At 55.3% G+C, this 25085-nt stretch carries 21 protein-coding genes; 14 read left to right on the plus strand and 7 right to left on the minus strand.

The window, feature by feature from the left end; genetic code table 11:
- Positions 1 to 18: 18 nt before the first annotated feature.
- From N3G78_03540 to N3G78_03555, 4 genes are read left to right on the plus strand one after another with little or no spacing between them, the layout of a single operon-like run.
- Positions 19 to 714 carry a 4Fe-4S dicluster domain-containing protein gene (locus N3G78_03540; protein ID MCX8116994.1) on the plus strand — a complete coding sequence of 232 codons (696 nt, stop codon included), beginning with the start codon at positions 19 to 21 and terminating at the stop codon, positions 712 to 714.
- The gene (gene nrfD / locus N3G78_03545; protein MCX8116995.1) at positions 707 to 2005 is read left to right on the plus strand and encodes a polysulfide reductase NrfD; all 1299 of its coding nucleotides are present in this window, start codon (positions 707 to 709) and stop codon (positions 2003 to 2005) included. The genes N3G78_03540 and nrfD overlap by 8 nt, the downstream gene beginning before the upstream one ends.
- On the plus strand, positions 2002 to 2403 hold the full coding sequence (locus N3G78_03550) for a cytochrome c (GenBank protein MCX8116996.1): 402 nt from the start codon (positions 2002 to 2004) through the stop codon (positions 2401 to 2403). The genes nrfD and N3G78_03550 overlap by 4 nt, the downstream gene beginning before the upstream one ends.
- A gap of 17 nt (positions 2404 to 2420) precedes the next feature.
- Positions 2421 to 3116, plus strand: a complete 696-nt coding sequence (locus N3G78_03555; protein MCX8116997.1) for a cytochrome b5 — start codon at positions 2421 to 2423, stop codon at positions 3114 to 3116.
- A 30-nt stretch (positions 3117 to 3146) separates the two neighbouring features.
- Here the strand turns inward: N3G78_03555 and N3G78_03560 are convergent, their stop codons facing one another.
- From N3G78_03560 to N3G78_03580, 5 genes are read right to left on the minus strand one after another with little or no spacing between them, the layout of a single operon-like run.
- Positions 3147 to 5666 carry a DUF3536 domain-containing protein gene (locus N3G78_03560; GenBank protein ID MCX8116998.1) on the minus strand — a complete coding sequence of 840 codons (2520 nt, stop codon included), beginning with the start codon at positions 5664 to 5666 and terminating at the stop codon, positions 3147 to 3149.
- Positions 5663 to 6388, minus strand: coding sequence for a succinate dehydrogenase iron-sulfur subunit (locus tag N3G78_03565; protein MCX8116999.1), 726 nt, complete (start codon positions 6386 to 6388; stop codon positions 5663 to 5665). The genes N3G78_03560 and N3G78_03565 overlap by 4 nt, the downstream gene beginning before the upstream one ends.
- Before the next feature lie 43 nt (positions 6389 to 6431).
- Entirely contained in the window at positions 6432 to 8156 is a 1725-nt protein-coding gene (sdhA, locus tag N3G78_03570) for a succinate dehydrogenase flavoprotein subunit (GenBank protein ID MCX8117000.1), read from the minus strand.
- The gene (locus N3G78_03575; GenBank protein ID MCX8117001.1) at positions 8153 to 9325 is read right to left on the minus strand and encodes a citrate (Si)-synthase; all 1173 of its coding nucleotides are present in this window, start codon (positions 9323 to 9325) and stop codon (positions 8153 to 8155) included. Before N3G78_03575 ends, sdhA begins: the two co-directional genes overlap by 4 nt.
- Positions 9316 to 11259: an aconitate hydratase gene (locus tag N3G78_03580; protein ID MCX8117002.1), complete on the minus strand. Its 1944-nt coding sequence runs from the start codon at positions 11257 to 11259 to the stop codon at positions 9316 to 9318. Before N3G78_03580 ends, N3G78_03575 begins: the two co-directional genes overlap by 10 nt.
- Positions 11260 to 11505: 246 nt before the next feature.
- Here N3G78_03580 and N3G78_03585 point away from each other — a divergent pair, with 246 nt between their 5' ends.
- The 4 genes from N3G78_03585 to N3G78_03600 are packed head-to-tail and all read left to right on the plus strand — an operon-like array spanning position 11506 to position 16259.
- Entirely contained in the window at positions 11506 to 11889 is a 384-nt protein-coding gene (locus tag N3G78_03585) for a prepilin-type N-terminal cleavage/methylation domain-containing protein (GenBank protein ID MCX8117003.1), read from the plus strand.
- A 19-nt stretch (positions 11890 to 11908) separates the two neighbouring features.
- Positions 11909 to 12595, plus strand: coding sequence for a PilW family protein (locus N3G78_03590; GenBank protein MCX8117004.1), 687 nt, complete (start codon positions 11909 to 11911; stop codon positions 12593 to 12595).
- A gap of 16 nt (positions 12596 to 12611) precedes the next feature.
- On the plus strand, positions 12612 to 13088 hold the full coding sequence (locus N3G78_03595) for a pilus assembly PilX N-terminal domain-containing protein (protein MCX8117005.1): 477 nt from the start codon (positions 12612 to 12614) through the stop codon (positions 13086 to 13088).
- Positions 13089 to 13100: 12 nt separating this feature from the next.
- Complete coding sequence (locus N3G78_03600; protein MCX8117006.1) at positions 13101 to 16259, plus strand: PilC/PilY family type IV pilus protein; 3159 nt, start codon at positions 13101 to 13103, stop codon at positions 16257 to 16259.
- A gap of 65 nt (positions 16260 to 16324) precedes the next feature.
- On the opposite strand, the gene N3G78_03605 is transcribed toward N3G78_03600, so the two are convergent.
- Positions 16325 to 16873 carry a hypothetical protein gene (locus N3G78_03605; protein ID MCX8117007.1) on the minus strand — a complete coding sequence of 183 codons (549 nt, stop codon included), beginning with the start codon at positions 16871 to 16873 and terminating at the stop codon, positions 16325 to 16327.
- A gap of 27 nt (positions 16874 to 16900) precedes the next feature.
- Entirely contained in the window at positions 16901 to 17527 is a 627-nt protein-coding gene (locus N3G78_03610; GenBank protein ID MCX8117008.1) for a DUF4410 domain-containing protein, read from the minus strand.
- 143 nt (positions 17528 to 17670) lie between these two features.
- Here N3G78_03610 and N3G78_03615 point away from each other — a divergent pair, with 143 nt between their 5' ends.
- From N3G78_03615 to N3G78_03640, 6 genes are all read left to right on the plus strand, one after another.
- Positions 17671 to 18807, plus strand: a complete 1137-nt coding sequence (locus N3G78_03615; protein MCX8117009.1) for an NAD/NADP octopine/nopaline dehydrogenase family protein — start codon at positions 17671 to 17673, stop codon at positions 18805 to 18807.
- Between the two features lie 428 nt (positions 18808 to 19235).
- A complete protein-coding gene (locus N3G78_03620) occupies positions 19236 to 21023 on the plus strand; it encodes a formate--tetrahydrofolate ligase (GenBank protein ID MCX8117010.1) in 1788 nt (595 codons plus the stop codon).
- Between the two features lie 432 nt (positions 21024 to 21455).
- Entirely contained in the window at positions 21456 to 22343 is an 888-nt protein-coding gene (locus N3G78_03625) for a bifunctional 5,10-methylene-tetrahydrofolate dehydrogenase/5,10-methylene-tetrahydrofolate cyclohydrolase (protein MCX8117011.1), read from the plus strand.
- An 18-nt stretch (positions 22344 to 22361) separates the two neighbouring features.
- Positions 22362 to 23111 (plus strand): AAA family ATPase, encoded by a 750-nt coding sequence (locus N3G78_03630; GenBank protein MCX8117012.1) that lies wholly within the window; start codon positions 22362 to 22364, stop codon positions 23109 to 23111.
- 84 nt (positions 23112 to 23195) lie between these two features.
- Entirely contained in the window at positions 23196 to 24068 is an 873-nt protein-coding gene (locus N3G78_03635) for a dihydropteroate synthase (GenBank protein ID MCX8117013.1), read from the plus strand.
- 31 nt (positions 24069 to 24099) lie between these two features.
- Positions 24100 to 24993, plus strand: coding sequence for an acetyl-CoA decarbonylase/synthase complex subunit delta (locus tag N3G78_03640; protein ID MCX8117014.1), 894 nt, complete (start codon positions 24100 to 24102; stop codon positions 24991 to 24993).
- Positions 24994 to 25085 lie beyond the last annotated feature (92 nt).

Raw genomic sequence — 25085 nt, forward strand, 5'->3', positions numbered from 1 at the left:
CAAGGAAAAGGAGTGAGCATGTACCGATGGGGGATGGTGATCGATCTGGATCGTTGCACAGGCTGCCAGGCCTGTATGGTCGCTTGCCGCCAGGAGAACAATATCCCCTTCGCCGGGGAGAGGGAGGCGAAACTGGGCAGGGCCAAGTTCTGGATGAACCTCATCTCCGAGGTGAAAGGCACCTACCCCGACGTGAAGATGCACTTCATCCCCATCCCATGTATGCAATGTGACAACCCGCCCTGCACCATCGTCTGTCCTGTGGAGGCCACCTACAAGAATCCAGAAGGGATCGTCGCCCAGGTCTACCCACGATGCATCGGTGTCCGGATGTGCGTTTCGAATTGCCCTTACACGGTCCGGTATTTTAACTGGCATGCCCCCCGGTGGCCGGACGAATACAAGAAAGGGAGAAACCCCGACGTCTACAAGAGGAGGAAGGGGATCACCGAAAAGTGCAACTTCTGCATCCAGAGGATAAGGAGGGCCAAGGAGATCGCAAGGAGGGAGAACCGGAGGATCCGGGACGGGGAGGTCGTCCCGGCGTGCGCCGAGACGTGCCCGACGGAGGCCATCACCTTCGGCGATCTGAACGATCCGAAGAGCCGGGTCTCCCGGCTCTCAAAAAGCCGGAGGGCCTTTCGCCTCCTCGAGGAGCTGGGGACCGAGCCAAAGGTCTTCTATCTCAAAGAAGGGGATTGGACGGATGGATAGCGAAGCTCTTGCCATGAAATACGATCCGATCCTGAAGCCCATGACCCGGGCGGGCTGGCCTTTCTGGGTGACGCTCGTTCCGCTTGCCCTCATCTTTCTCTGGTCCTTCTTCGCCTTCGGCTGGCAATACCAGTGGGGCCTCGGCGAGACGGGCATGGGCCATCCCATGTCTTGGACCCTCTACTTGGTCAACTTCGTCTTCTTCATCGGGATCAGCCACGCCGGGGCCTTGGTCTCTGCCGTATTGAGGATCACCCATGCCCGCTGGGGGACCCCCTTCGGAAGGGCTGCCGAAGCGGTCACCGTCTTCGCCTTGGCCGCAGGCCCGACCAATATCCTCTTCGACCTCGGACGATCAAGCCGCTTCTACTGGGTGCCCCTCCATGGCCAGCTCAAGTCCCCTCTGATCTGGGACTTCACCTGCATCATGACCTACTTCACGGTCAGCGTCATCTTCCTCTACGTCCTCATGGTCCCGGATATCGGGTTGCTCAGGGAGCGTTTTCCAGGGAGGAGATGGCTCTACGGGCCCCTCTCCCTCGGATGGAGCGGAACGGAAAATCAGTGGAAGACGATCGAAAAGACCATCGGATTTCTCTGCGTGGCCGTCATCCCCATCGCGGTCAGTGTCCACACGGTCGTCTCCTGGGTCTTCGGGTTGCAGACCCAGCCCATGTGGTTTAGCACCATCTTCGCCCCCTACTTCGTCACGGGGGCCATCTTCTCTGGGATCGCCACGATCGTCATCGTCACCATCGCCTTGAGGCGACTCTACCGTCTCGAAACCTTCCTGACTCCTTACCATTTCAACAATATGGGCCTCCTCCTCCTGGTCTTCACCCTCCTCTGGGCCTACTTCACTTTTGCCGAACACCTCACCGTGGCCTACGCCGGCGGAAGCCACGAACTCGAAGTCCTCTGGAGCAAACTGACAGGGAGGTATGCCCCCCTGTTCTGGCTCATGGTGGCGCTCTGCTTCGTCATCCCCTTTCCGCTCCTCGTCTACAAACGGACGCCCCCCTTCCTCCTGCCCGCCTCGATCTCCGTGGTGATCGGGATGTGGCTCGAACGCTTCCTCATCATCATCCCATCCCTTGCCCATCCAAGGCTCCATTATCCCAGAGGGGCTTACATGCCCTCCTGGGTCGAGTGGTCGATGATGGCAGGTCTCTGTGCAGGGTTCACCCTGGCCTTCATGCTCTTCTCGAAGTTCTTCCCGGTCCTCTCCATCTGGGAACTTGAGAAGGAGGAGAGGGCCCACGAACCCTCTCAGAAGAAGGAGGTCCTATGAAGCGGTCAATCGTGACGTTGGTGGTCGTATTCTCCCTTGCCGTGCCTTTCTCCTCCTTCGGCCAGGCCTCAAAGCCTCCTCCGAAGAAGAGCCCTGAGCTGCTGAACCAGGGGAAAAAACTCTACGAGCAGTACTGCCTCACCTGCCATGGTGCCACAGGGGATGGAAAGGGCCCTGTGGGGACGGCCCTCAAACCTCCTCCGAGGGATTTCAATCTACCCCTTAGCCAGTGGCCCCATGCGAAGGGAGATATCAGAAAGGTCTTCGAGGTGATTTCCAAGGGGATTCCCAACACCTCCATGGTCAAGTGGGACCATCTCTCGGAACAGGAGCGGTGGGCCATGACCTATTATGTGGTGGAATTCGCAAAACCCAAAACCCCGGTCAAGAAGAAATGACAGATGCGAGGAGAGGGATGAGGGAATTTACTCCGGAAGAGTTGAAGGAGATGGACGGAAAAGACGGCAAACCTGTCTACGTCGCCTTTCAGGGAAAGGTCTACGATGTGACCCAGAGCCGCCTCTGGGCCAAGGGCCTCCATATGAACCGCCATCTCCCAGGAAGGGACCTGAGCGGAGAGATCGCCGCCGCTCCCCACGGCCCGGAAGTTCTCGAACGCTATCCTCAGATCGGGATCTTGAAAAAGGGACCTCCAGAGGAGCTAAGCCATCTTCCGGCCGCGCTTCAAACGATCCTCCAGAGATTTCCGATGGCCAGACGCCATCCCCACCCCATGGTCGTCCATTTTCCCATCGCCTTCTTGATGGCCTCTTCCCTCTTCTACCTCCTCTATCTTTTTCTCCTCTATCCCTCGCTCAAGACGACGAGCACCCACCTCTTTGCCCTCGGGACGCTCGCCACCCCCTTTGCCATCGCAACGGGCCTCCTCACCTGGTGGGTCAATTACCGGCTTAAAATGACCCCTTTCATCAGATGGAAGATAATCCTTTCGGCCTTTCTCCTTGCCACCGAACTCGCTGTCGTCCTCTTCTGGGTTGGGGAGATCCAGGTCTCCCACGCCGTCTATCTCGTCCTGATCCTCCTCGTCACCCCCCTGGTCGTCCTCCTGGGCTACTTCGGAGGCCAGATGACCTTCCCATCGGAACAGTAAAATTGACAACGGGTGGGGATCGAAGGGGCTTTATCGTTTAAGGCCTGCGGCCTTGGAGATCTTTTCGGTATCGAAATTCAAGGCCTCGGCAAGAGGAATCAGGTTGGAGGGGATGGGCATCGGGGCAGCGAAGCCCCACAAAGACTCCTCGAGATGCCTCAGGGTCTCGTTCAGGATCTCACCCATCAGATCCTGGGCCATCAAGAGGTCGAGTTTGAAGCCCCAACGGCTCGATGCCGAAAGAAGGCCGAGGATCTCTTCGATCATCGCTTCCTGGTCCTGAAGGTCGGAGGGTCCGATCTTCTTGAGCGAGGCCATCTTCTCATAGAGGAGCTGACTTAAGAGGTTCGATGGGGTCTCCTGGTTCAACGAGCACCCGCTCTGATTCGCCTCCTTTAGGATCCGATCGACCTCCCCTCGGCCGATCCCCGAACGAAGATCCTCCCTCAACCTCAGGATCTCCTGTTGGAGGCGTTGGTTGAGTGTAAACTCGGCGGCTAAACGGATCCCGTAAGGGATCGGAATCCCTTCTTTGGTCAGCACCTCGAGGACAGGTTTGGCCTGGCGGTAGATCTTTTCGTAAATGCCGGAGGGATCTCCGACCCTCTTCTCGATCAGGGGTCGAAAGACCTCGTCGGATCGCTCTTTGATCACGTGGCCGATCGTGAAGGCCTGATGGTCCGGAAAGCTCTGGAAAAGCCATTGGGGTCCTCCCTCCCCTCTCTCCAAGGCCTCCCTCCCCTTCTGTCTCAACCGATCGAAATCGGGCCCGGTCCCCTCTTCGAAGACCCAGGTGTTCCCAAAGCTCTTATTCGAAGAGATTAACAGGAAGAGAAAGGATTTCGGTTCTGGGATACGGTCAGCACGGAGGGTCACCTGACCGAGGAGGAGGGTCGTCTCCCCCTTTTCCCAACGTTCTTCGCGATTCGTCTCCAGATGGAATGAAAAGATTTTCCGGGTTCTTCTTTCCCCATCGGAGAGGGAGGCAAAGGCATGGTGGTTGACGATCTGGGCCAAGGAGACCTGCCGGGGCTTCACCAGACGTTCATAAATCTGTCGGCCATCTCCCATTCCGGGCACGTTGCTTCGACCCTGAGAGAGCAGGTCGAGGAATCGTTTTTCGAGAGGCCGATCTGTAAATTCCGTGGCGAGGTCGATGGCCCTCGCGGCATGCTGGAGGATGAGTTGGGTCTCCAACCCCGCCAGATCGGCGAAAAACCACCCGCAGCTGGTGAACATCCGGAGGCCGTGGCGTTGCATCTCGAGGAGCTTGATTCCCCTGACCCAGTCCTTTGGGTCGAGGTCTCGGTGGCCGTACTCCTCGAAAAACCTCTCAATCCGTTCCGGAGACCGATCCATGATCAGATCGATGTATCCGTCTCTCGCCCTCCAGGGATCGGGAAAGAGCTTCCTCCCCTCTTCCTCGTAAAGTTCGGCCAGATCGTCTCGGAGGAGGTTGAGGGCCTCACGAAGGGGAGCCCTCCACCTCTGGTTCCACCCAGGCCGTCCGCCTGTCGAGCAGCCGCAGTCCTCCTTCCATCTGCCAACGCCGTGACAGCAGCTCCAGGAACTTCCTTCGCCCTTCGGTCCCTCATCGATCTCCACCTCCCACACCGGAGGCGACTTTTCTAAAAAGGCCCCGTAATTGGTCAGGGTCAATCCCTGCCTCGCTATCCCCCTGCTCAGGGCATAAGCCAGGGCCATCTCGCCGAAGACTTTGTGATGGCCAAAGGTCTCGCCATCGGTCGAGAGGTGGATGAGCTGGGGTTCCCTCTTGGAGGGCTGATAGGCCTGGGCCAATCTCAGGCAGAACCTCTCCCCATCTTTGAGGAGATCGCCGAAGGCCACCTCTTTCGAGATGGCCCCATCGTAAAAGAAGAGGTCAATATACTCGGAATATGATTTTTTCCCCGACCGATCCCTCAGAAAGCACCGGTAGGGCTGGGTCGTATCGATCTTGCCCTGGGAGACATCGGTCCATTTTCCGCCGGTAAAGGACCTCGTCCTCAATGCCTGAAAAGGGCTCAGGATGAGGTAGCGCATCCCGTGCCTGAAGAGGACCCGAAGGACCGAGGAATTCACCGCCGTCTCAGGAAGCCACATCGCCTCGGGCCTCCTCTTAAAGTGCTTCTCGAAGAACTTGATCCCCCAGACGACCTCGGTCTCCTGGTCCCTCTCGTTGGCCAAAGGCATAATGAGGTGATCGTAGACCTGGGCGATGGCATTCCCGTGGCCCAGCCGTTTCAGGCTCTCGCGGTCAGCCTCGATGATCTTCCGATAGACCCGGGGTTCCTTCTGCTCGAGCCAGGAAAGCAGCGTCGGGCCCACGTTGAAGCTGAGGGAGGAATAATTGTTGAAAAGATCGAGGATCCTCCCCCTTCCATCGACGATTCGGGCATAGGCATTGGGTCGGTAGCACTCGAAGGTGATCCGCTCGTTCCAATCATGAAAAGGGGAGGCGCTCTCCTCACGTTCGATCTCATCCAGCCAGGGATTCTCCCTCGGAGGCTGATAGAAATGGCCATGGATGGCGACGAAGGCATTCCTCATCCTCGCTCCCCGCTTTTCCGCTTCGTCTCGTAAACCCTTCGCTTGATCTGGCCGATCTGCCGGGTGACCGGGATCTCTTTGGGGCAGACCTCCGTGCATTTCCAGTGGGTCCGACAGCCCCAGACCATCTTCTCCTGGTCCAAGAGTCGGAGCCTCTCCTCCGTCCCTTCATCCCTCGAATCGAAGAGGTAGCGAAAAGCGCGGACCAGGGCAGCGGGTCCCACGTAATCGGCCGTCTCTGGGCTCTGATTGACCGGACAGGCAGCCGTGCAGCAGGCGCAAAGGATGCATCGAAGGGCCTCTTCAAACAGGCGGTGCTCCTCCGGAGACTGCCTCCTTTCCGAATCCTCTGGAGGTGGGGTTCGGACGATGAGATAGGGTCGGACCGAGGCGTACTTCTCGAAAAACGGATCGAGATCGACCACGAGATCTTTGATGACCCTGAAAACCGGAAGGGGTTCGATGAGGACCTCTCCCCCGAGATCCCTGACGAGCTTCTGACAGGCCAGGCCACAGATGCCGTTGATCTTCATGGCATCCGATCCGCAGACTCCGTGACCGCAGGACATCCGGAAGGAGAGGGTCGGGTCCTGCTCCCACCGGATCCTGTTCAAGCAGTCGAGGAGGCGGTCCATCGGATCGGCCTCCACCTCGTAGGTCCGGTACCAGGGTTGTCTGTCCTTAGAGGGATCGAATCGAAAGACCTTCAGTTTAAGGTGCATTCCGTAGCAATGGGTTGTTCTCAGGGTTGATGGGTCCCCGAACTCAATAGACCCTCGCCTCGGGTCGGACCCGGGTGATCTTTACCGGTTTTGGCCTCACCTCGAGCCCTTTCTCGGTCCGAAAGACCAGGGTGTGTTGAAGAAATTGGCTGTCCGAACGCTCCGGGTAATCCTCCCGCCAGTGAGCCCCCCTGCTCTCTCTCCGGTAAAGGGCACTATGGAGGATGACCTCCGCGAGGTCGAGTTGATACCCCAGCTCGAAGGCCTCCATCAACTCGTAATTGAAGGCCTTCGTCCGATCGGCGATCTTGATCTCCCGGTACCGCTCCCTCAGGGATCGGATCTCCTCGATCCCTTTTTTTAGACCCTCCTCGGTCCTGAAGACCGAACCGAAGGCCATCATGGCCTCCTGCATCCCTTTTCGTATGGAATGGGCCTCTTCCTTCCCCGTTCCTTTCAAGTAGGCCTCCACCCTCGATTCGACCCGTTTGATGGGTTCCTCCGTGAGGTGGGGAGGGTCGAGCTCGGCGATCTCTTTCTTCATCGCCATCCCGCTTCGCCGTCCGAAGACGAGCAGATCGAGGAGGGAATTACAGCCCAACCGGTTGGCTCCGTGGACGGAGACGCAGGCACACTCTCCAGCCGCATAGAGGCCCGAGACGATCCTCCCCTTTTCGTCCCAGAGCACCCTTCCATCCGCATCCGTGGGGATTCCGCCCATCAGGTAGTGACAGGTGGGTTGGACGGGTATGGCTTGGGAGGCCGGATCGAGGCCGAGGAAGATCCTGACGAAGGAGGAGACCTCCCAGAGCCGCCTCTGGATCGTCTCGGCTCCGAGATGGGTGAGGTCGAGATGGACATAGTCCCTTCCGTCGATCCCCCTTCCTTCTCGAATCTCCGTGAGGATGGCCCTCGAGACCACGTCCCTTGCGGCGAGTTCCTTGACCGTCGGGGCGTATCGCTCCATGAACCGTTCTCCGAGGCGATTTCTCAACACCCCGCCCTCTCCCCTGGCCGCCTCGCTCACCAGGATGCCGAGGGGATATAGGCCCGTCGGATGAAATTGAACGAACTCCATGTCCTCCAGGGGGATCCCCCAACGGAGGGCGAGGCTCAGCCCATCTCCGGTTGAGGCATACCCATTCGAGGTGGTCTTGTAGATCCGTCCGCACCCCCCTGTCGCCAAGAGGACCGCTTTCGCCCGAAGAAGGTGGATTTCACCTGTGGAGAGATCGTAGACGACCGCGCCCTGGCAGCGGCCCTGGTCGAAGGCCAGGTCGAGAAGGTAATGTTCGGAGTAGAATTTGACCCGGTGCCGGAGGCACTGGTCATAGAGGGTATCGAGGATGACCCTACCGGTCCGATCGGCGGCATAGCAGGCCCTTTTGACCGGTTTTTTGCCAAAGTCCCGGGTATGGCCGCCGAAATACCGCTGAGCGATCCTCCCATCGGGCATCCGGCTGAAAGGGACGCCCATGTGCTCGAGCTCGTAGATCACCCTCGGGGCGTCTTTCACCATGATCTCGATGGCATCCTGGTCGCCCAGATAGTCCCCTCCCTTGACCGTGTCGTAGAAATGCCACTCCCAGCGGTCCTCTTCCTCGTTTCCGAGGGCAGCCGTGATCCCCCCCTGGGCCGCGCCTGAATGGGAACGGGTCGGCAGGACCTTGCTCACCACGGCCACATCCCAAGCCTCGACGCATTCCACCGCGGCCCGAAGGCCGGCAAGCCCAGCACCTACGATGACGATGTCATGGGAGAGGATCATCTCGATCGTTCTTCGAGGGGGACATAGGGGCAGGCTTCGGTCCCGCAATAGGTCCCGACATAGTCTGCATCCGGCCGGTAGAGTTCGGGTTTGGGCTGGGCCTCGGCGAATTTCTCTTCGATGATGTGGGCCGCCCATCCCGAGATGCGAGAGAGGGCGAAGACGGGGGTGAAGAGGTCGGTCGGGATCCCCATCATATGGTAGACCGAGGCGCTGTAGAGATCCACGTTGGCATAAATCTCCTTCCCCTTCAGCTTCTTGAATTCGGTCTTCGTCGCCTCCTCGATCGCACGGGTCATCTCATACCACTTCCGCTCTCCCGTCCGTTCGGCCAAACGCCGGCTGATCTCGCGGAGGATCGTGGCCCTCGGGTCTTCGGTGCGATAAACGGCATGGCCCATGCCCATAATCTTTCCCCCCTTCCCGAGCCTCTCGGCGACCCAGGACGGAACCCGGTCGAGATCGCCGATCTCCCGAAGCATCTTCATCACCTCGCTGTTGGCGCCACCGTGGAGCTCTCCGGAGAGGGCGCCGATGGCGGCGGCCACCGATGCGTAGATGTGGGCATGGGTAGAGGCCACTTCCCTTCCCGCAAAGGTCGAGGCATTGAAGGAGTGCTCGGCATGGAGGATGAGGCAGATGTCAAACTCCCTGGAGGTCGTCGGGTCGGGCAAGGCCCCTTTGAGCATGTAAAGGAAATTCCCTGCGTGAGAGAGATCGGGATGAGGGGGCAGGGGGTCTTTCCCGTTCCGGATCCGGTCCCAGGCCGCCACCACGGCCGGCAATCTCGAGATGAGCCGGATCGCTTTGCCCAGGTTCGCTTCACGAGTCTCGTCATGGAGCTGGGGATCGCAGCTTCCAAGAACCGGAACCATCCCCTGGAGGACATCCATCGGATGGGCCCGCTTCGGGAAGACGGAAAGGGCGTTGATGGCCTCATCGGGGAGAGCCCGCTCAGAGGAGAGCCTTTCTTGAAATCCCCTCAGCTCTTCCCGCGAAGGAAGGCGATCGTGGAGAAGAAGGAAGGAGACCTCTTCGAAGGTGGAATGCTTGGCGAGGTCGACGATGTTATAACCCCGGTAGATGAGGACCCCCCTCTCGCCGTCCACGTCCGAGATGCGCGTGTCGGCCACCTTCACCCCGCGAAGTCCGATATTCTTTACCTCCATCGGTCCTCCCCTCCTTGACGGGCATAATTGAGCAACCCTCCGGCGAGGACGATCTCGACCTCCCGATGGTCCAAACCATGGAGGGCTTCGAAGGCCGTGCCCTTCGTCACATTTTGGATGACCAGGACCTCCTCCTTTCGGAGGCGGTCGCAGACCTTCTCCATCCGAATTCGGTCTCCCTGTTCGACAAGGTCGTAATCCTTTCCATCCTTGAAAAGAAGCGGAAGGATCCCGAAGTTGATGAGATTCGAACGATGGATACGGGCATAGGATTTTGCGAGCACTGCCCGGATGCCGACGAACATCGGCGCAAGGGCTGCATGTTCCCGGCTGGAGCCCTGGCCGTAATTTTCGCCCCCGACGATTATTCCACCGCCCCGCTCCATGGCCCTTTCGTAAAATTCTGGGTCGACCTTCTCGAAGAGATATCTCGAGATGGCAGGAATATTGGATCGGAGGGGGAGGACCTTCGAACCTGCAGGAAGGATGTGATCCGTTGTGATGTGATCCCCTACTTTGATCAGCACCTCACCCTCAATTTCATCCTCCAAGGGGGCCTTGGTGGGCAAGGGTTTAATATTCGGTCCCCTTTCGATGACTACCTTCTCAGGATCAGGAGAGGGGGAAAGGATCATGCCGTCATCCACGATAAACCTCTTCGGCATCCGGACCCGGGGGGGATGGCTGCCGAGGTCTCTCGGATCGGCAATCGTCCCTCTCAAGGCAGAGGCGGCCGCTACAAAAGGACTGGCTAAATAGACGCGGTCATACGGGGTCCCGCTCCTTCCCTGGAAATTGCGATTCATCGTCCGGATCGATATCGCACCCGAGGGTGGCGCCTGCCCCATACCGATGCAGGGGCCACAGGCGGCCTCGAGGATCCGAGCCCCGGCCTGGATGAGGTCGGCAAGGACGCCGTTTCTGGAAATCATCTCGAAGACCTGCCTCGACCCAGGGGTGACCGTAAGGCTCACATCGGGATGGACCCTTTGACCTTTAAGGATTTTTCCCACGTGCATCAAATCGAGAAAGGAGGAGTTGTTGCAACTTCCGATGCAGACCTGTCTGATCTCCCGGCCTACGACCTCCCTGACGGGGACGACATTGTCAGGGCTTGAGGGCTGGGCAATCAAGGGCTCCAGGGTGCTCAGATCCATCTCGATGACGGAATCGTACTCCGCATCGGGATCGGGCTGAAGGGGCATCCAATCCCCTTCCCTCTGCTGGGCCCTCAAGAACTCCAGGGTCCGTTCATCGCTCGGGAAGATGGTCGTGGTCGCTCCCAGCTCGGCCCCTAAATTGGCGATCGTCGCCCGCTCAGGCACGGATAAGGTTCTAACTCCCGGGCCTCCGAATTCGAAGATCTTTCCGATGCCTCCCTTCACGGTGAGCCGCCGGAGGAGTTCGAGGATGATGTCCTTCGATGAAACCCAGGGCTGAAGCCTACCTTTTAAGCGAACCCCGACGACTTCCGGCATCTTCAGAAAATAAGGTCCACCTCCCATGGCTATGGCCACGTCGAGGCCTCCAGCACCGATGGCGATCATCCCCATGGCGCCTGCATTGGGCGTGTGGCTATCCGAGCCTAAGAGGGTCTCCCCAGGTTTGGCAAAACGCTCCAAATGAACCTGGTGACAGATGCCATTGCCAGGTCTTGAAAAGAGGATTCCGTATTTGGCCGCAAAGGTCTGGAGGAAGCGGTGGTCGTCCGCATTTTCGAACCCAGTCTGGAGCATATTGTGATCGACGTAACTCACAGAGAGTTTCGTCTTCACCTTGGGGATTCCGAGGGCTTCGAACTGAAGATAGGCCATCGTTCCAGTGGCATCCTGGGTAAGGGTTTGGTCAATCGAAATGGCGATCTCCTCGCCTGCCTTCAGGGTCCCCAATACGAGGTGGGATTCGAGGATTTTGTGAACGAGATTCTTTCCCATGGAAAAATCTTAATGGATGAAACTTTCCTTTGTCAACGCAAAGGGCCTTTGACATTTTGTCTAAAAAGATAAATTTTTTCATGATTCATCCAACTTATCATCTCGAAAAAGGCACCCATCCCTCCCTCATCCATTTCAGAAAATATTTGGAACGACCTAAAGTCTTTAGAATTTTTCTCTCCATGGCCTTCGAATTGAATTTTTGGTATGCCTTTTGCTCATTTTCCTCATCGGGGAGGTTACTCCATGAAAATCTATTTTAAATCCGAGGGGTTTAGCCTCATTGAAGTACTGGTCGCCCTCGTCATCCTTGCCATATCGCTCCTGGCCTTGGCAGGGCTCATGAACATTACGACGAAAAATAATGCCTTCGGTGGGAGTATGACCGAGGCAGCGACCCTTGCACAGGATAGGATGGAAAGTCTCCGTGTGACCCCTTGGGACAATATAGTAAGTGGCAGTGATGTCGTCCAGATTAGAGGCGTCGACTATAATCGGTCTTGGAGGGTCGTCCTCGGCCCGAATAGCCCTGCTCCCCCATTCGACAACGAGAAACGCATCACCGTCACAGTCAATTGGAATGACGGAATAGACCGATCCATCAACTTCCTTACAGTGATCACGAGATAAAAGGGCTTGGGGGAAATCGATGAAGCAGCCTCGTGCCAACATGCATGGCCTCACCTTGATCGAACTTTTGGTGGCCCTCGTCATCTGTGCCATGGGAGTGGCCGGTATTTATCGGCTCTTCATCGCCCAGAGCAGGGCCTATGTGGTCCAGGACCAGGTCGCCGAGGTCCAACAGAATATCCGAACCGCCATGGAGATGATCGTAAGGGATGTTCGGATGGCGGGGTTCGATTATGACAACTCGACCTCCCTCGTGAGAATTGAGGATTATAAACCGAGGCCTCCCTACCTCATAACGGGGAACTCCATCACGGTCTGGTTCGAACATTATCGGCAGGGTTCGCCACCGGTCTCGGAAGTTCACGCCGTGAGGTACGTCCTGAACGGAACCAAACTCGAAAGACAGCTCACGGTCAACGGAAATCCACAGCCTTCGGAAGTCCTTTTAGAAAATGTGACCGCGTTTCAACTCCTCTGCGGCCGGGATGGCAGAATCGGAGCCGAAGAAACTCAAGACGGGGTCGTAAACGATTGGGTCGATTGCGGAACGGTCAATAACAATCAAGATAAAATCATCGCCGTACGCGTGACTTTGACCACAAGGCCCGAACAGACCAATCCCCAGGATGACCGTTTTAGAGAGATCTCCCCGAGAAGCCTGACCTCTACGGTCGCTTTGAGAAATCTGAGCTTGAGAAAATTATGAGAGGAGGAATCGTTGGATGAGGAAAAGGCCGTCCGCTTTGACCAATGAATCCGGAATGGCGTTGGTGATCGCCCTTGTGATGATGGTGGTCCTCACATTGATCGGCTTGGCAGCGACCTTTACCTCGAACTTCGAAATCCTTCTCTCGGGGGAAAAACGCCGCTCCACCGATGCCTTTTTCAATGCGGACAGCGGGGCCAATGTCCTCATCACCCGTTTTCAAAATTTCGTCCCGAAAAGGCGCAATTACAATCCCTTCACCGACCCGGCCAATACCAATCCTACCAATGTCACCGCCATCATCGACTACGATCCCTTTAAAATGGGACCGCCCGAAGGGGGTTCGTATCATCGGGAGTATGCCTACTTTTGGGTCGAATCGAGAGGGTCTGACCGGACGGAAATGGCCGTCCGGTCTATGGCCACTGTCCAGGTGAACGTCTATCGAGAAATCGTCCAATCCGATTCCATCACCGAGGTCGTCGTCGACTGAAAAGGAGGAAGGATGAAAAAACGCGCCTTATTTTTCATTGGATTATTGATTCTCTTTCCTCTTTCTGATGCCCGGGGGGCGGATACCGACCTCTATGTCCTCGACCAGACGATCCAGCAGGTCCCTCCGGACATCTTGATTGTTCTCGACCTGTCCGGAAGCATGCGCTGGACTCCAGCCGGTGAAAGGATGTATATCACCTCGTCAAATAAAAACGACTGCCGGCTCCAGAATATCCCCTTTTATGCCACCTCCCGGGGGGGCACTTATTGTGATGTCCCCGATGATACGAATGACTACAACTCGAGTACGAATGACTATCCGATCTACAGCAATAGCGCCTGTTCTGGACCCTTCTATAAAACCTACAGCAGTTCGGACCCGAACCGAAACACCAACTGCAGCCGGGTCGAGATCGCCAAGAGGGCCATCAAAAGCATTCTCGATGCCAACGACGACGGCCAAATCACTTCAAGGGACCAGGAAATTCTCAGCATGAGAATGGGATATATGAGATTTTACGACTGCGGGAGCGATACGGGAACGGATTACAATTCGGGTTGCAATCGGTTGGTTCATCCAATTAACACTCCCTACGCAACGATATGGGACTCCATCAGCAATGCAGGGGGCAAAGGCGGGACCCACCTGGCAAATGCCTTAAAAGAGGCCAGGCTCTACCTAAACGCCCATAAGGCAGAGGATAACGCGAGAAATTGTCGAAAGAAGTTCGTTATATTGATCTCGGATGGCGAGGATACCCTGGCCTGCAATGGCAATGGATCCGAAGCCCAATCGGATCAGTATAAACGGAGAAGAGAAACGATTGCGGCAGCAAGGGCTCTGGCGAATGACGGATATAAAGTCTTTGTCATCGGATTCGGAGCTCCCCTGCCCCTGAGCCTGCGAAATACGTTGAACTGGGCGGCTTACTATGGCGGCACCAACAACAGGGAGGCAGCGGATTCCATTTCGGGGACTTACCTCATCCCACCCGGACAACTCTACCCTGCGGGGATGAGCAGCTGTTCGAACCATACATATGATCCCGGGAGCCAAAATATCTCGGGGTATGCTTACTTCGCCGAAACCCCATCCCAACTGGAGCAGGCTTTGTTTGACATCCGGGACTATATCCTCAACCTCCTTGCGGAATCCTCCAGTTATGTGGCCCCGGTGGTTCCCATCAGCCAGATGGAAAGCTACAGTTCCCAAAACCGGATGTATCTGGCGATGTTCAAACCCACCCTCAAAAGCCTATGGCTGGGAAACATCAAAAAATTTGGAATCGCCGATAGGTCATCAGGGAACATCAAAAAGGGGGATATCCTCGATGTTTTAGGCCGGCCCGCCATCACCACCTTGAACGAAATTGATAGAACCGCCCGTTCCTACTGGAGTTCAGGAGAAGACGGGGGAGAGGTGGTCAGGGGAGGGGTTGGAGAACAGCTGGCAAACCGGGACCTGTTAAATGACCCTCGAAAGATCTACACCTATGTCGGGATATCCGAAAAGAAACTCCTGACGGAACCCGAGAATGCCTTCACGGTGGCGAATTCAAATATTACCTATTCCATGCTGGGCCTTTCGAATGACCCTGTGAGGAGAGAGAAGATCATCAAATTCGTCCATGGATTCGACTCCTTCGACTGGGACGAGAATACGATCACAGAGGAAAAGCGCAAGGCGTCCTATCTCAACGAGGTGGGCCAGGAGATCACGGTACCCTGGATCCTGGGAGCTTTCATCCATTCCCGACCTCTGGTCATTCACTATCCAAACCGGTCTGTCATCTTTGCCGGAGCCAATGACGGGATGCTCCATGCCTTCGATGATGCGACGGGAAGGGAATTGTGGGCTTTCGTACCGCCCAGTGTACTTCCCAAATTGAAAGACTTCGAGACCAATCTCACCCTTCAGACCTCTGTCGACGGCTCCCCCAAGGCTTATATCGAAAGGAATTCCAACGGGACCATCACGAAGGCCATTCTTATCTTCGGTCTTAGGAGAGGAGGGGACCGTTACATTGCCCTCGATGTGACCAATCCCGAAGCCCCAAGGTTTCTCTGGGAGATAGGTCCATCGACTTCCGGTTTTGAAAGGTTAGGCCAGACCTGGTCCACGCCCGTACTGAAACCAGTAGCTCATGGGGATGGGAAGAAGGTCGTCGCCTTCGTCGCTGGAGGATACGATCCCTGCAACGATCCCAATATGAGTTGCGGATCGGGAGACCAGAAAGGAAATGCCATTTACGCCATCGATATTTCGAACGGTCAACTCCTATGGCAGTTTTCGAAGACGAACGATTCTCGGATGGTCTATTCCATCCCAAGCGATATCAGCGCCATCGATATCAACGGAGACGGGAAGATCGACCGCCTCTACGTGGGAGACATGGGAGGCCAGCTCTGGCGGTTTGACATCGGGAATTTGAACAACCTCTCAGCCTGGACCGGAAAGGTGATCTTCAGAGCGAACAGTTCCTCGGCGGACAAAAGGAAGTTCTTCTATCCCCCCGAAGTTTCGCCGGGGCCAGGATTTCAATGGGTTTTCATCGGCACCGGAGACAGGGAACACCCCAAACAGGAAACCGGCACATCCGCTTTTCCCACTCAAAACCGCCTCTATGCGATCAAAGATTCTAACCCTTCCACCCCTCTTTCCGAATCCAACCTGGTCGATGTGACCAGCGACATCCTCCAGAAACCGAACCCCACAAGCGACGATCTGGTCCTTCGGGAACAGACGAGAACCCAACTGGCCAATTGGAGCGGTTGGTTTATCACGCTTGAAAATAAGGGCGAGAAATGCCTCGCCTCTCCTCTCATCTATTCCAGGACGGTTTATTTCACAACCTTTACCCCCTCTTACCCCAACGAAGGGGACATCTGCTTTTTAGGGGAAGGTACCGGTAGGGTCTATGCGCTCCAGTTTCAAACGGGGGCGGCCATGTTCAATTATGATTTGACCAATGATCTCCCTGGACAGCCCCCAACGATATATAAGACGGATCGCTCCATGATCATCGGAGCTGGAATTCCCTCCCAGGTGGTCATCTCCATCATTGAAGGGGATGTGGTGGGATATATCGGCGTGGGAGGAGGGGTTTTCTCGCCAGAGGAACTGGGCGGCAAGGTCATTCAGGTCCTCTACTGGAGAACGGTCCATTAAACCCCATTTCGTCGAACCCCAAGAATTTTGAGACCCCGCTCCTTCGAGAGGGAGCGGGGTCTTGTTTATTTCCCCCTCACCTTTAAAATCGTCTTGGCCAGGGCCTCGCCGTTCCGGTCCATCGCATACTCCACGGTATCCTCCGACCCCGTGGAGGTCGTCCGGAGATCCGTCTCATAGACGACCTTTCCGGTTTCCTTATCCACGAACCGATATCGTGCCGCAAAGGCGGCGGTTCCCGTGAATTCTCCTCCCGGAATAAAGGAGCGACCGATCCGCCTTCCCACCGTGGCCCGGGTGTACTCCCTCACCTCGCCCTGAAGCACGAGGACCTTCTTCCCGGGAGGAATTTCTTTTGCCCCCTTGCTCCCCTCCTTCACGATCGTTTCGAAGAGAGGATACTTCTCGGAATATCTCTTCAGCTGGTAGATCGCCTTTTCGGCCATCTGCGACCCTGCGGATTCGGGGGCGGGTGACCCAGAAGGAACCTCAAGGTCCTTGACGATGAGCACCTGATAATCCTTCAGACTGGATTCCTGGGCGGAAACCCAAAAGGGCAATCCCAACACCAGGCCAAAGAGGGTTGTGGCCAATATAAAAAATTTTGATCTCATAAAAATCCTCCTTTTGTTAAATAGGGGTTACCTTCCTGTCTGATAAACCCTCTTGATATATTCTACGCAGTAAGTCGAGATGCGATCCACCCCCTGGCTCAAAAACACATACCCTTCTCTCGCTCCCAAACCCCCGCCTCTCATCCCGCTGGTGGGCCTCAGATGATGGGCGAGCAAGATCTTCTTTTCCTCCGCTGGACTGGCATAGGTTTTGATTTCGGCCACGGCTTTCCCAGCCCCCATTCCTACCCAGAACCTCGCTGCCGCTGAGCCCGGGTGCATCGTCAGGATGTCCCCCCAGATGACCAGTGTGTTCGGACCCCTTGCCTTTGAAAGGTCGTCCGTCACTTCTTTGAATATACCCGCAGCGGCCAACTTAGTCCTGAGCTGCACCCTGTAGGTATCTCGGTATTCTTCCAATTTTCCAGGTCCGATTTCTGGAAGCCCTGCGATGGAGAAATCTCCGATCACCACGGTATCGAAGATTTTTAAATCCACTCCCGGTGCCAAGAACACATATCCCGTGGGATCCTTGGTGAAGGTGATCTGGGACTTATCGACAATGCCCCCCTCCTGAGCCTGTCCGACCTGCATCGATGCAAAAAGGAAGACTAAAATCCATCCGCCCACCCTTACCATCTTTTGATATCCCATAGCCTTGCTCCTTCAGGGATATTAAATCAATCTTAATTCCAACGAGGTCAATTTTCAACCCTTGTATTTTTAAGCAGAATGGGATAATTTATCCCCAACCGTTCTAATTCAAAATTGAACGCACGGTGGGTGGAGAGTTTTCCATGGAAAAAGAACTGGTAGCGGTGCTTGGAGGAGGAAACGGAGGCCATGCCGTTGCGGCAAATCTTGCCCTCAACGGATACAAGGTCAACTTCTTTGAGCTCCCACAGTTTGCCGAACCTTTTGAAAAGGTCCTGAGGACAAAAGAGATCCGAATCGAGGGCATCTCCATCGACGGCGTCGCAAAACTAAATCTGGCAACCACGGACATCTCTCAGGCGATCGAGGGTGCGGAGGTGGTCTTCGTCATTACTCCTGCCTTCGGCCACAAGGCAATGGCTGAAGTCTGTTCCCCATTCGTTCAGGATGGGCAGGTGTTTATATTGATGCCCGGCTCCGGGGGGAGTCTCGAATTTGCAAAGATCTTCAGGCAGAAGAGGGTGAGACGGGAGGTGGTCCTTGCCGAGAGCTGCACCCTCCCTTATGGGGCCAGGCTCAAGGGCCCTGGTCACGTAGCGGTCTTCATCCACGCGGTCATCTTACCCACAGGCGTCTTCCCAGCGAAGAAGACCGAAGAGGTCATCCCGAAACTGCAAAAATTTTACCCCACCATCATTCCTGCTAAGGATGTCCTCGAGGCCGCCCTGAATAATCCCAATCCCATTGTCCATCCAGTGGCAACCCTCCTGAGTGCCACCCGTATCGAGCATTCCAAAGGAGAGTTCTACCTCTATGCCGAGGGGATGACCCCATCCGTCGCAAGGGCCTTCGAATCCTTAAATGAGGAGAGGCTCGCGCTGTGCGAGGCCCTGGGATACAAGCTCTATCATTGGGACAACCTCGACTTCAAAGGTTACAACCTTGGCGAGACCGAAGAAGAATGTCGCTATCGGATCCTCAATACCAGCATGGATGCCGCCTTCGGAAAAGATGGTATCTATGCAGGGATGAAGATGAAAGGGCCTGAACATTTGAAGGACCGATACATCACCGAGGACGTCCCCTACGGAATGGTCCTCGTCTCCACCCTGGGAGATCTCCTCGGAATTCCAACCCCCACCCACGATGCTGTCATCCAGCTCTGCTCGGTCATCAACCGGACCAATTATTGGAAAACAGGCAGGGGAGTAAAAGAGCTTGGTCTTCAAAATATGAACAAAAAGGAATTGAAAAAATTCCTCCTCCAAGGTAAGAGATGACCGTTGCCTGAAAAACTCCAACGCAAAATCGTTCTTCTCATCAAATGACATAAAGTAAAAAAGCTTGTAGCATCAATAAGTTATACCAAGAAAAAGCAGGCCTCCCCAGTGGATGAAAAAAATATACCACTTGTATGGGTCAAGCCGGCCTTTTTATCAGCCCATCAGCACAATTTTTTTAAATATTTTTAATAGGTTAAAAAAGAACAGTAAACTACCTTTCTTGGCACAAATTTTCCCTTGACAAAAAAGATCCATTATATTAGTATCGATGCGACCTTGTGATTGTTGTCACATAATAGGCCTACTTACTAATAAATCCTCATAAAATTTTAAAAATTTTGCAGAAAGGGGGGAGGCTCAACATCCTAAATTCTTTAAGAAAATTCAAATCATTTAAAAATTTTTAGAAAGGAGGACTATTAGCGATGCCCTTTAATATCTCCCAAAAGTACATTGATGCCGATCCGAGAAAACTTGCTGACTGGCAGATCGCTGAGATTGCGGAAGAGAATATGCCCACCGTGGACGAATGGCGGGACAGGCTGGGGCTTCAGAAGGACGAGGTCATCCCCATGGGGAAGTTATGCAAACTCGACTTCATGAAGATCATTAATCGCCTAAAGGACAAACCCGATGGGAAGTATATCGAGGTGACCGCCATTACGCCCACCCCTCTTGGCGAAGGAAAATCGACGACCAGCCTCGGATTGATCGAAGGACTGGGAAAAAGGGGAAAGAATGTGGGAGGAGTGCTCAGGCAACCATCCGGCGGACCCACCATGAATATTAAGGGAACGGCCGCAGGGGGTGGAAAAGCCCTCCTCATCCCCATGACAGAATTTTCGCTGGGTTTGACGGGCGATATCAACGACATCATGAATGCCCACAACCTCGCCATGGTCGCCCTGACGGCCAGGATGCAGCATGAAAGAAATTATGACGATGCCGAGCTGGCCAAACGGGGTCTTCGGCGACTCGATATAGACCCCACCAACGTGGAGATGGGCTGGGTGATCGACTTTTGCGCCCAGGCTTTGAGGAATATCATCATCGGAATCGGCGGTAAACAGGACGGCTATATGATGCAGTCCAAGTTTGCCATCGCCGTCAGCTCGGAGTTGATGGCCATCCTCTCCATCGTAAGAGACCTCAAAGACCTCCGGGAGAGGATCGGCAACATCACCGTGGCCTATGACAAGAGGGGAAACCCCATTACGACGACCGATCTCGAAGTGGCCGGCGCCATGACCGCCTGGATGCGCAATACCATCAACCCGACCCTGATGTGCTCGGTCGAATATCAACCCATCCTCATCCACGCGGGACCCTTTGCGAACATCGCGGTGGGACAGTCCTCCATTATCGGCGATCGAATCGCCTTGAAGATGTTCGATTACAACGTGACCGAAAGCGGGTTTGCGGCCGACATCGGATTTGAAAAGTTCTGGAATGTGAAATGCCGTCTCAGCGGCCTGACCCCGCATGTCTCCGTCCTCGTGGCGACGGTCAGGGCGCTGAAGATGCATGGCGGTGGCCCCACGGTGGTCCCGGGGAGGCCGATCCCAGAGGAGTATACCAAAGAGAACGTGGGCCTGGTCGAAAAAGGATGCGCCAATATGGTCCACTTGATCAACGTCATCAAGAAGGCAGGGATCAACCCGGTGGTCTGCGTCAACGTCTTCCATACAGACACGAAGGACGAGATCGCTGCGGTCCGAAAGGCCGCTGAGGCAGCCGGCGCCCGGGTTGCGACCTCCGAGCATTGGCTCAAAGGGGGTGAAGGGGCCCTCGAACTTGCCGATGTGGTTTTGGATGCCTGCAACGAAAAGCAGGAATTTAAGTTCCTCTATCCCCTGGAGACCCCTTTACGGAAACGAGTTGAGATCATTACAAAAGAAGTTTACGGGGGAGACGGAGTCTCATGGACTCCTGAGGCCGAGGCCAAAGCCAAAAAGTTCGAAGCCGACCCCAAATACAATGATTATATGACCATGATGGTGAAAACCCATCTGAGCCTTTCCCACGACCCGACAAGGAAGGGCGTTCCGAAGGGGTGGGTCCTCCCCGTCCGGGACATCCTGGTCTTCTCCGGTGCCAAGTTCCTCTGCCCGATGGCAGGCACCATCAGCCTGATGCCAGGGACTTCCTCGGACCCTGCCTATCGAAGGGTCGACATCGACGTCGAAACGGGAAAGGTCAGGGGGCTCTTCTAAACTCCAAAATAAGGCACGGCTCTGCCGTGCCTTATTTTTTGAAGAAGAACAGCCTTTCGAGAAGGCCCGAAAAGAGGAATGGAACCTCAGAGACCGAACAGAGTGGATCGGCTTTGGGCCCTGGGGGATGAAGACCCAAAAGGAGGAAATGAATTTCCTCTCTGATGCTGCGAAAGCCAAGGCCTTATGATCATCGACTTTAACGGAACAGCCACTGTCGGAAAGTGGGAGCCAACCCTCGACATCTCTAAGAAGATCTTTTGGTTATCCCCAACCGATATCCTAAAGAGAGACGACCGATCCTTAACAAACATGCCTAAGGAGCAAAAGGTCCCATGAGGAAGTGTTAACCCTCAGACAAGAAGAAGTCACTTTGAAACGTGATCGACTCGAATTGGCCTTTCAATTTTTGAGCAAGGAGGGGAGAGAACGATGACCGCAAAATTGATCAACGGAAACGAGATCGCCGCGCAGATTCGGGAGGAACTCAAGCAGGAAGTGGTCCAGCTCAAAGAGAAGTATAACGTGACGCCCGGCCTGGTCACCATCTTGGTGGGCGAAAACCCCGCCTCTGTCAGCTATGTCACGGCCAAGCAGAAGACCTCCAAGGAGTTAGGATTCTATTCCGTTCAGGACAACCAACCCGAATCCATCACGGAGGCCGCCCTGCTCAACCTGATCGACCAGTACAATAAGGACCCGAAGATCCATGGGATTCTGGTTCAACTCCCATTGCCCAAACACATCAATGAGACGAAGGTCCTGTACGCCATCGACCCCAAAAAGGACGTCGATGGGTTCCATCCGGTCAACGTAGGGAAATTGATGATCGGTGAGGCCGATTTCCTCCCCTGCACCCCCGCGGGCATCCAACAGCTACTGATCCGCTCCGGAGCCCAGATCGATGGGGCAGAGGTGGTCGTGGTGGGCCGTTCGAATATCGTCGGGAAGCCGATTGCCAATATCCTTCTCCAGAAACAGAAGGGGGCCAATGCCACGGTAACGATCTGCCATACGGGGACGAGGGATATGGCCTTTCATACGAGAAGGGCCGAGATCCTCATCGTCGCGGCGGGAAAGCCCAAAGCGATCACGGCGGATATGGTCAGAGAAGGGGCAGTGGTCATCGATGTGGGGGTGAATCGGATCGGGATGACTCCCGAGGGGAAGGCAAAACTTTGCGGCGATGTCGATTTCGATGCGGTCAAAGAAAAGGCGAGCATGATCACCCCGGTCCCGGGCGGCGTCGGGCCTATGACCATCACGATGTTGATGATGAATACCGTGAAGGCGGCCAAGATCGCCGCAGGGATTAAATAAGAGTCCGAAGGAAAAACGATGAAGATCGCGGTCTCCGGAAAAGGGGGAACCGGGAAGACCACCCTCGCGGCCCTGATCCTCCGTTACCTTCTCCGGAAGAACTACAAACCCATCTTGGCTGTGGACGCCGATCCTAACGCCAATCTCGGCGATGCCCTCGGCGTAAAGGTGGAGAGCACGGTGGGGAAGGTCCTTGATCAATTCTTAAAGGAGAAGGAGAACCTCCCGCCCGGGGTGGTCAAGGAGTCTCTGCTCGACTATAAATTGGCAGAGATCCTGATCGAGGAGAAGGGCTTCGACCTATTGAGCATGGGCCAGGGCGAAGGCCCGGGATGTTACTGTTACCCCAACACGGTGATCCGGAATTACATCGAAAAGCTCGCCTCCAATTACCGATATGTCGTGATCGACAACGAAGCGGGGATGGAGCACCTTTCGAGAAGGACGAACGGAAACCTCGACCTCCTCCTGCTCATTTCGGATCCCTCCATGAAGGGGATCCGGACCTGCAAGAAGCTGGAGGACCTCGTTACGGAATTGGGGCTCAAGGTCAAAAAGACCTATCTCCTCGTCAACCGGGTCTCCAATGCGGTTCCTCCCCAGATCGAGAAGGAGGTTAAGCGCCTGAATCTCCATCTCCTTGGGACGATCCCGGAGGACAGCCATATCGTGGACCATGAATTGAAGGGCATTCCCATGCTCGATCTCTCGGAAGACAGCCCATCCGTGATCGCCCTCGAAGAAGCGATGAAAAAGGTGGTGCCTTAATGCGGAAGAGGAAATCTGTATTGGCAATCCTCGAATAAAATTTTACAATGATAATTGTGAAATATTTCCAAAAGGAGGGGGAGCATGATCATCATCGGCGAGAATATTCACATCCTTTCCAAGGTCGTCTCCGAGGCCATCAAATCGAGAAACGAAAAACCCTTGCAGGAGCTTGCAAAGAGACAGGCAGAGGCGGGCGCGGATTACATCGATCTTAATGTCGGGCCTGCCAAAAAGGACCCGGAGGTCCTAAAATGGCTGGCCGAGGTCGTTCAGGAGGTCGTCAACAAGCCCCTCTCCTTGGATACGACCAATCCTGTAGCCATGGAGGCAGGCCTCTCGGTCTGTAAAATCCCCCCTCTCATCAACTCGGCCTCCGGCAAGCAGGAGAGCAAAGAGAAAATGCTTCCCCTGGCGGTGAAATATAACTGCGATGTCGTCCTCTCGGTGCTGATCGATGCAGGAATCCCCTCCGATTCCTCCTCCAGGGCCGAGGCGATTATGGAATCGGTGGCCTATGCAAACGAGATCGGCATTCCCAACGAGAGGATCTGGGTGGATCCCATCATGATGCCCATCTCGGTCGACCAGCCCCAAGTGGTGGAACTATTTGAATTTATGAAAATTCTCCAGGACATCTGCCCTGGCGTCAAATCGACGCTCGGCCTCTCCAACCTCTCCAACGGCACACCGGAACACCTGAGAGGCATCCTGAATCGGGTCTGTCTGGTCATGCTCGATCGGTACAACTGTTTTTCGGCCATCGCCGATAGCTTCGACGAGGAGTTGATGAAGCTTGCCAAAGGGCAACTGCCCGAAATCAGGGAATTGATCTTCAAGGCTATGGACGAGGAGCTCGATCCTTCGAGTTACCCCAAAAAGGAGGCCGATATCATCAAGACGGTCAACGTGCTCATGGGAAGGACGCTCTATTCCCACTCTTGGCTCGAAACCTGATGTGAGAGATTAGCACCAAAGGAGGGAAACGATGCAATTGAGTGACTTTTTCGAACCCTATAAAGGCGAAATCAAGGAACTGTTGATCGGATCTCCGGATAAGGCGGTGAAGATTGGGGGTGAAAAGACCCTTCCCTTTCATGCCTTCGAAGGCCAGGAGGGAGCACCTGTCCGGTTCGCCCTCGAGGTCTTCGATACTCCTCCGGAGGGTTGGCCTGAACATCTCAGAGAACCCTTTGCCGATGTCCTTTCTGACCCGATTGCATGGGCGAACAAATGTCTGAAACAGTATGGCGCTGACCTCATCTCCCTCTATCTCGCAAGCCTCGACAGTGAGAATGCAGACATCGCCAAGATCGCGGAGAACGTGAAGAGGATGGCCGATCAGATCCCTGCCCCCCTGATTGTCATGGGAGTCGGGGATAAGGACAAGGATGCCAAAGCCCTCGTGGAGATCGCAAAGGTCTGCAGCGGAAAAAACCTCCTTCTCGGCCCTCTGGTGAAAGAGAACTACGAGGAGATCGCCAAGGCAGCCCTGGAGGGAGGCCACGCCATCATCCCCCAGAGCCCCCTCGACATCAACCTCTGCAAAGAACTGAACGTCAAGCTGACCAAATTCTTCCCGAAAGAGAAGATCGTCGTCGACCCCATGTCCGCGGCGGTCGGCTATGGCATCGATTACTCCTTCTCCATCATGGAGCGCGTCAAGCAGGTCGGCGTCATCCACAATGACGAGATGATGAAGGTGCCCATCATCGCCAACATCGGAAAGGAGTGCTGGAAAACGAAGGAGGCCAAGGAGGACAAAACTCAGGGCGTCCTCTGGGAAGCCCTCACCGCATTTACCCTGATCCTCGCGGGAGCCAACCTGGTGGTCATGCGGCATCCCGAGAGCTTAAAACAAGTTAAAAAATTGACTTCTTGAAAGGAGTTCGAAATGAGCAAGGGAAAAGTGAAAAGCGAAGAGATCAAGAAGATCATTCGTGCCGAAGACAATTGGGAGCCCGTAGGCCCCAC

It is taken from the genome of Thermodesulfobacteriota bacterium (assembly GCA_026415035.1).
Lineage (GTDB): Bacteria > Desulfobacterota > BSN033 > BSN033 > UBA1163 > RBG-16-49-23.

Bases quoted from the DNA above. Each gene is read 5' to 3' on its own strand.
- N3G78_03555 (MCX8116997.1), top strand. From the start codon at position 2,421: ATGAGGGAATTTACTCCGGAAGAGTTGAAGGAGATGGACGGAAAAGAC.
- nrfD (MCX8116995.1), top strand. From the start codon at position 707: ATGGATAGCGAAGCTCTTGCCATGAAATACGATCCGATCCTGAAGCCC.
- N3G78_03610 (MCX8117008.1), bottom strand. From the start codon at position 17,527: ATGGGATATCAAAAGATGGTAAGGGTGGGCGGATGGATTTTAGTCTTC.
- sdhA (MCX8117000.1), bottom strand. From the start codon at position 8,156: ATGATCCTCTCCCATGACATCGTCATCGTAGGTGCTGGGCTTGCCGGC.
- N3G78_03605 (MCX8117007.1), bottom strand. From the start codon at position 16,873: ATGAGATCAAAATTTTTTATATTGGCCACAACCCTCTTTGGCCTGGTG.
- N3G78_03600 (MCX8117006.1), top strand. From the start codon at position 13,101: ATGAAAAAACGCGCCTTATTTTTCATTGGATTATTGATTCTCTTTCCT.
- N3G78_03640 (MCX8117014.1), top strand. From the start codon at position 24,100: ATGCAATTGAGTGACTTTTTCGAACCCTATAAAGGCGAAATCAAGGAA.
- N3G78_03590 (MCX8117004.1), top strand. From the start codon at position 11,909: ATGAAGCAGCCTCGTGCCAACATGCATGGCCTCACCTTGATCGAACTT.
- N3G78_03595 (MCX8117005.1), top strand. From the start codon at position 12,612: ATGAGGAAAAGGCCGTCCGCTTTGACCAATGAATCCGGAATGGCGTTG.
- N3G78_03620 (MCX8117010.1), top strand. From the start codon at position 19,236: ATGCCCTTTAATATCTCCCAAAAGTACATTGATGCCGATCCGAGAAAA.
- N3G78_03585 (MCX8117003.1), top strand. From the start codon at position 11,506: ATGAAAATCTATTTTAAATCCGAGGGGTTTAGCCTCATTGAAGTACTG.
- N3G78_03625 (MCX8117011.1), top strand. From the start codon at position 21,456: ATGACCGCAAAATTGATCAACGGAAACGAGATCGCCGCGCAGATTCGG.
- N3G78_03615 (MCX8117009.1), top strand. From the start codon at position 17,671: ATGGAAAAAGAACTGGTAGCGGTGCTTGGAGGAGGAAACGGAGGCCAT.
- N3G78_03550 (MCX8116996.1), top strand. From the start codon at position 2,002: ATGAAGCGGTCAATCGTGACGTTGGTGGTCGTATTCTCCCTTGCCGTG.
- N3G78_03635 (MCX8117013.1), top strand. From the start codon at position 23,196: ATGATCATCATCGGCGAGAATATTCACATCCTTTCCAAGGTCGTCTCC.
- N3G78_03630 (MCX8117012.1), top strand. From the start codon at position 22,362: ATGAAGATCGCGGTCTCCGGAAAAGGGGGAACCGGGAAGACCACCCTC.
- N3G78_03565 (MCX8116999.1), bottom strand. From the start codon at position 6,388: ATGCACCTTAAACTGAAGGTCTTTCGATTCGATCCCTCTAAGGACAGA.
- N3G78_03560 (MCX8116998.1), bottom strand. From the start codon at position 5,666: ATGAGGAATGCCTTCGTCGCCATCCATGGCCATTTCTATCAGCCTCCG.
- N3G78_03540 (MCX8116994.1), top strand. From the start codon at position 19: ATGTACCGATGGGGGATGGTGATCGATCTGGATCGTTGCACAGGCTGC.
- N3G78_03575 (MCX8117001.1), bottom strand. From the start codon at position 9,325: ATGGAGGTAAAGAATATCGGACTTCGCGGGGTGAAGGTGGCCGACACG.
- N3G78_03580 (MCX8117002.1), bottom strand. From the start codon at position 11,259: ATGGGAAAGAATCTCGTTCACAAAATCCTCGAATCCCACCTCGTATTG.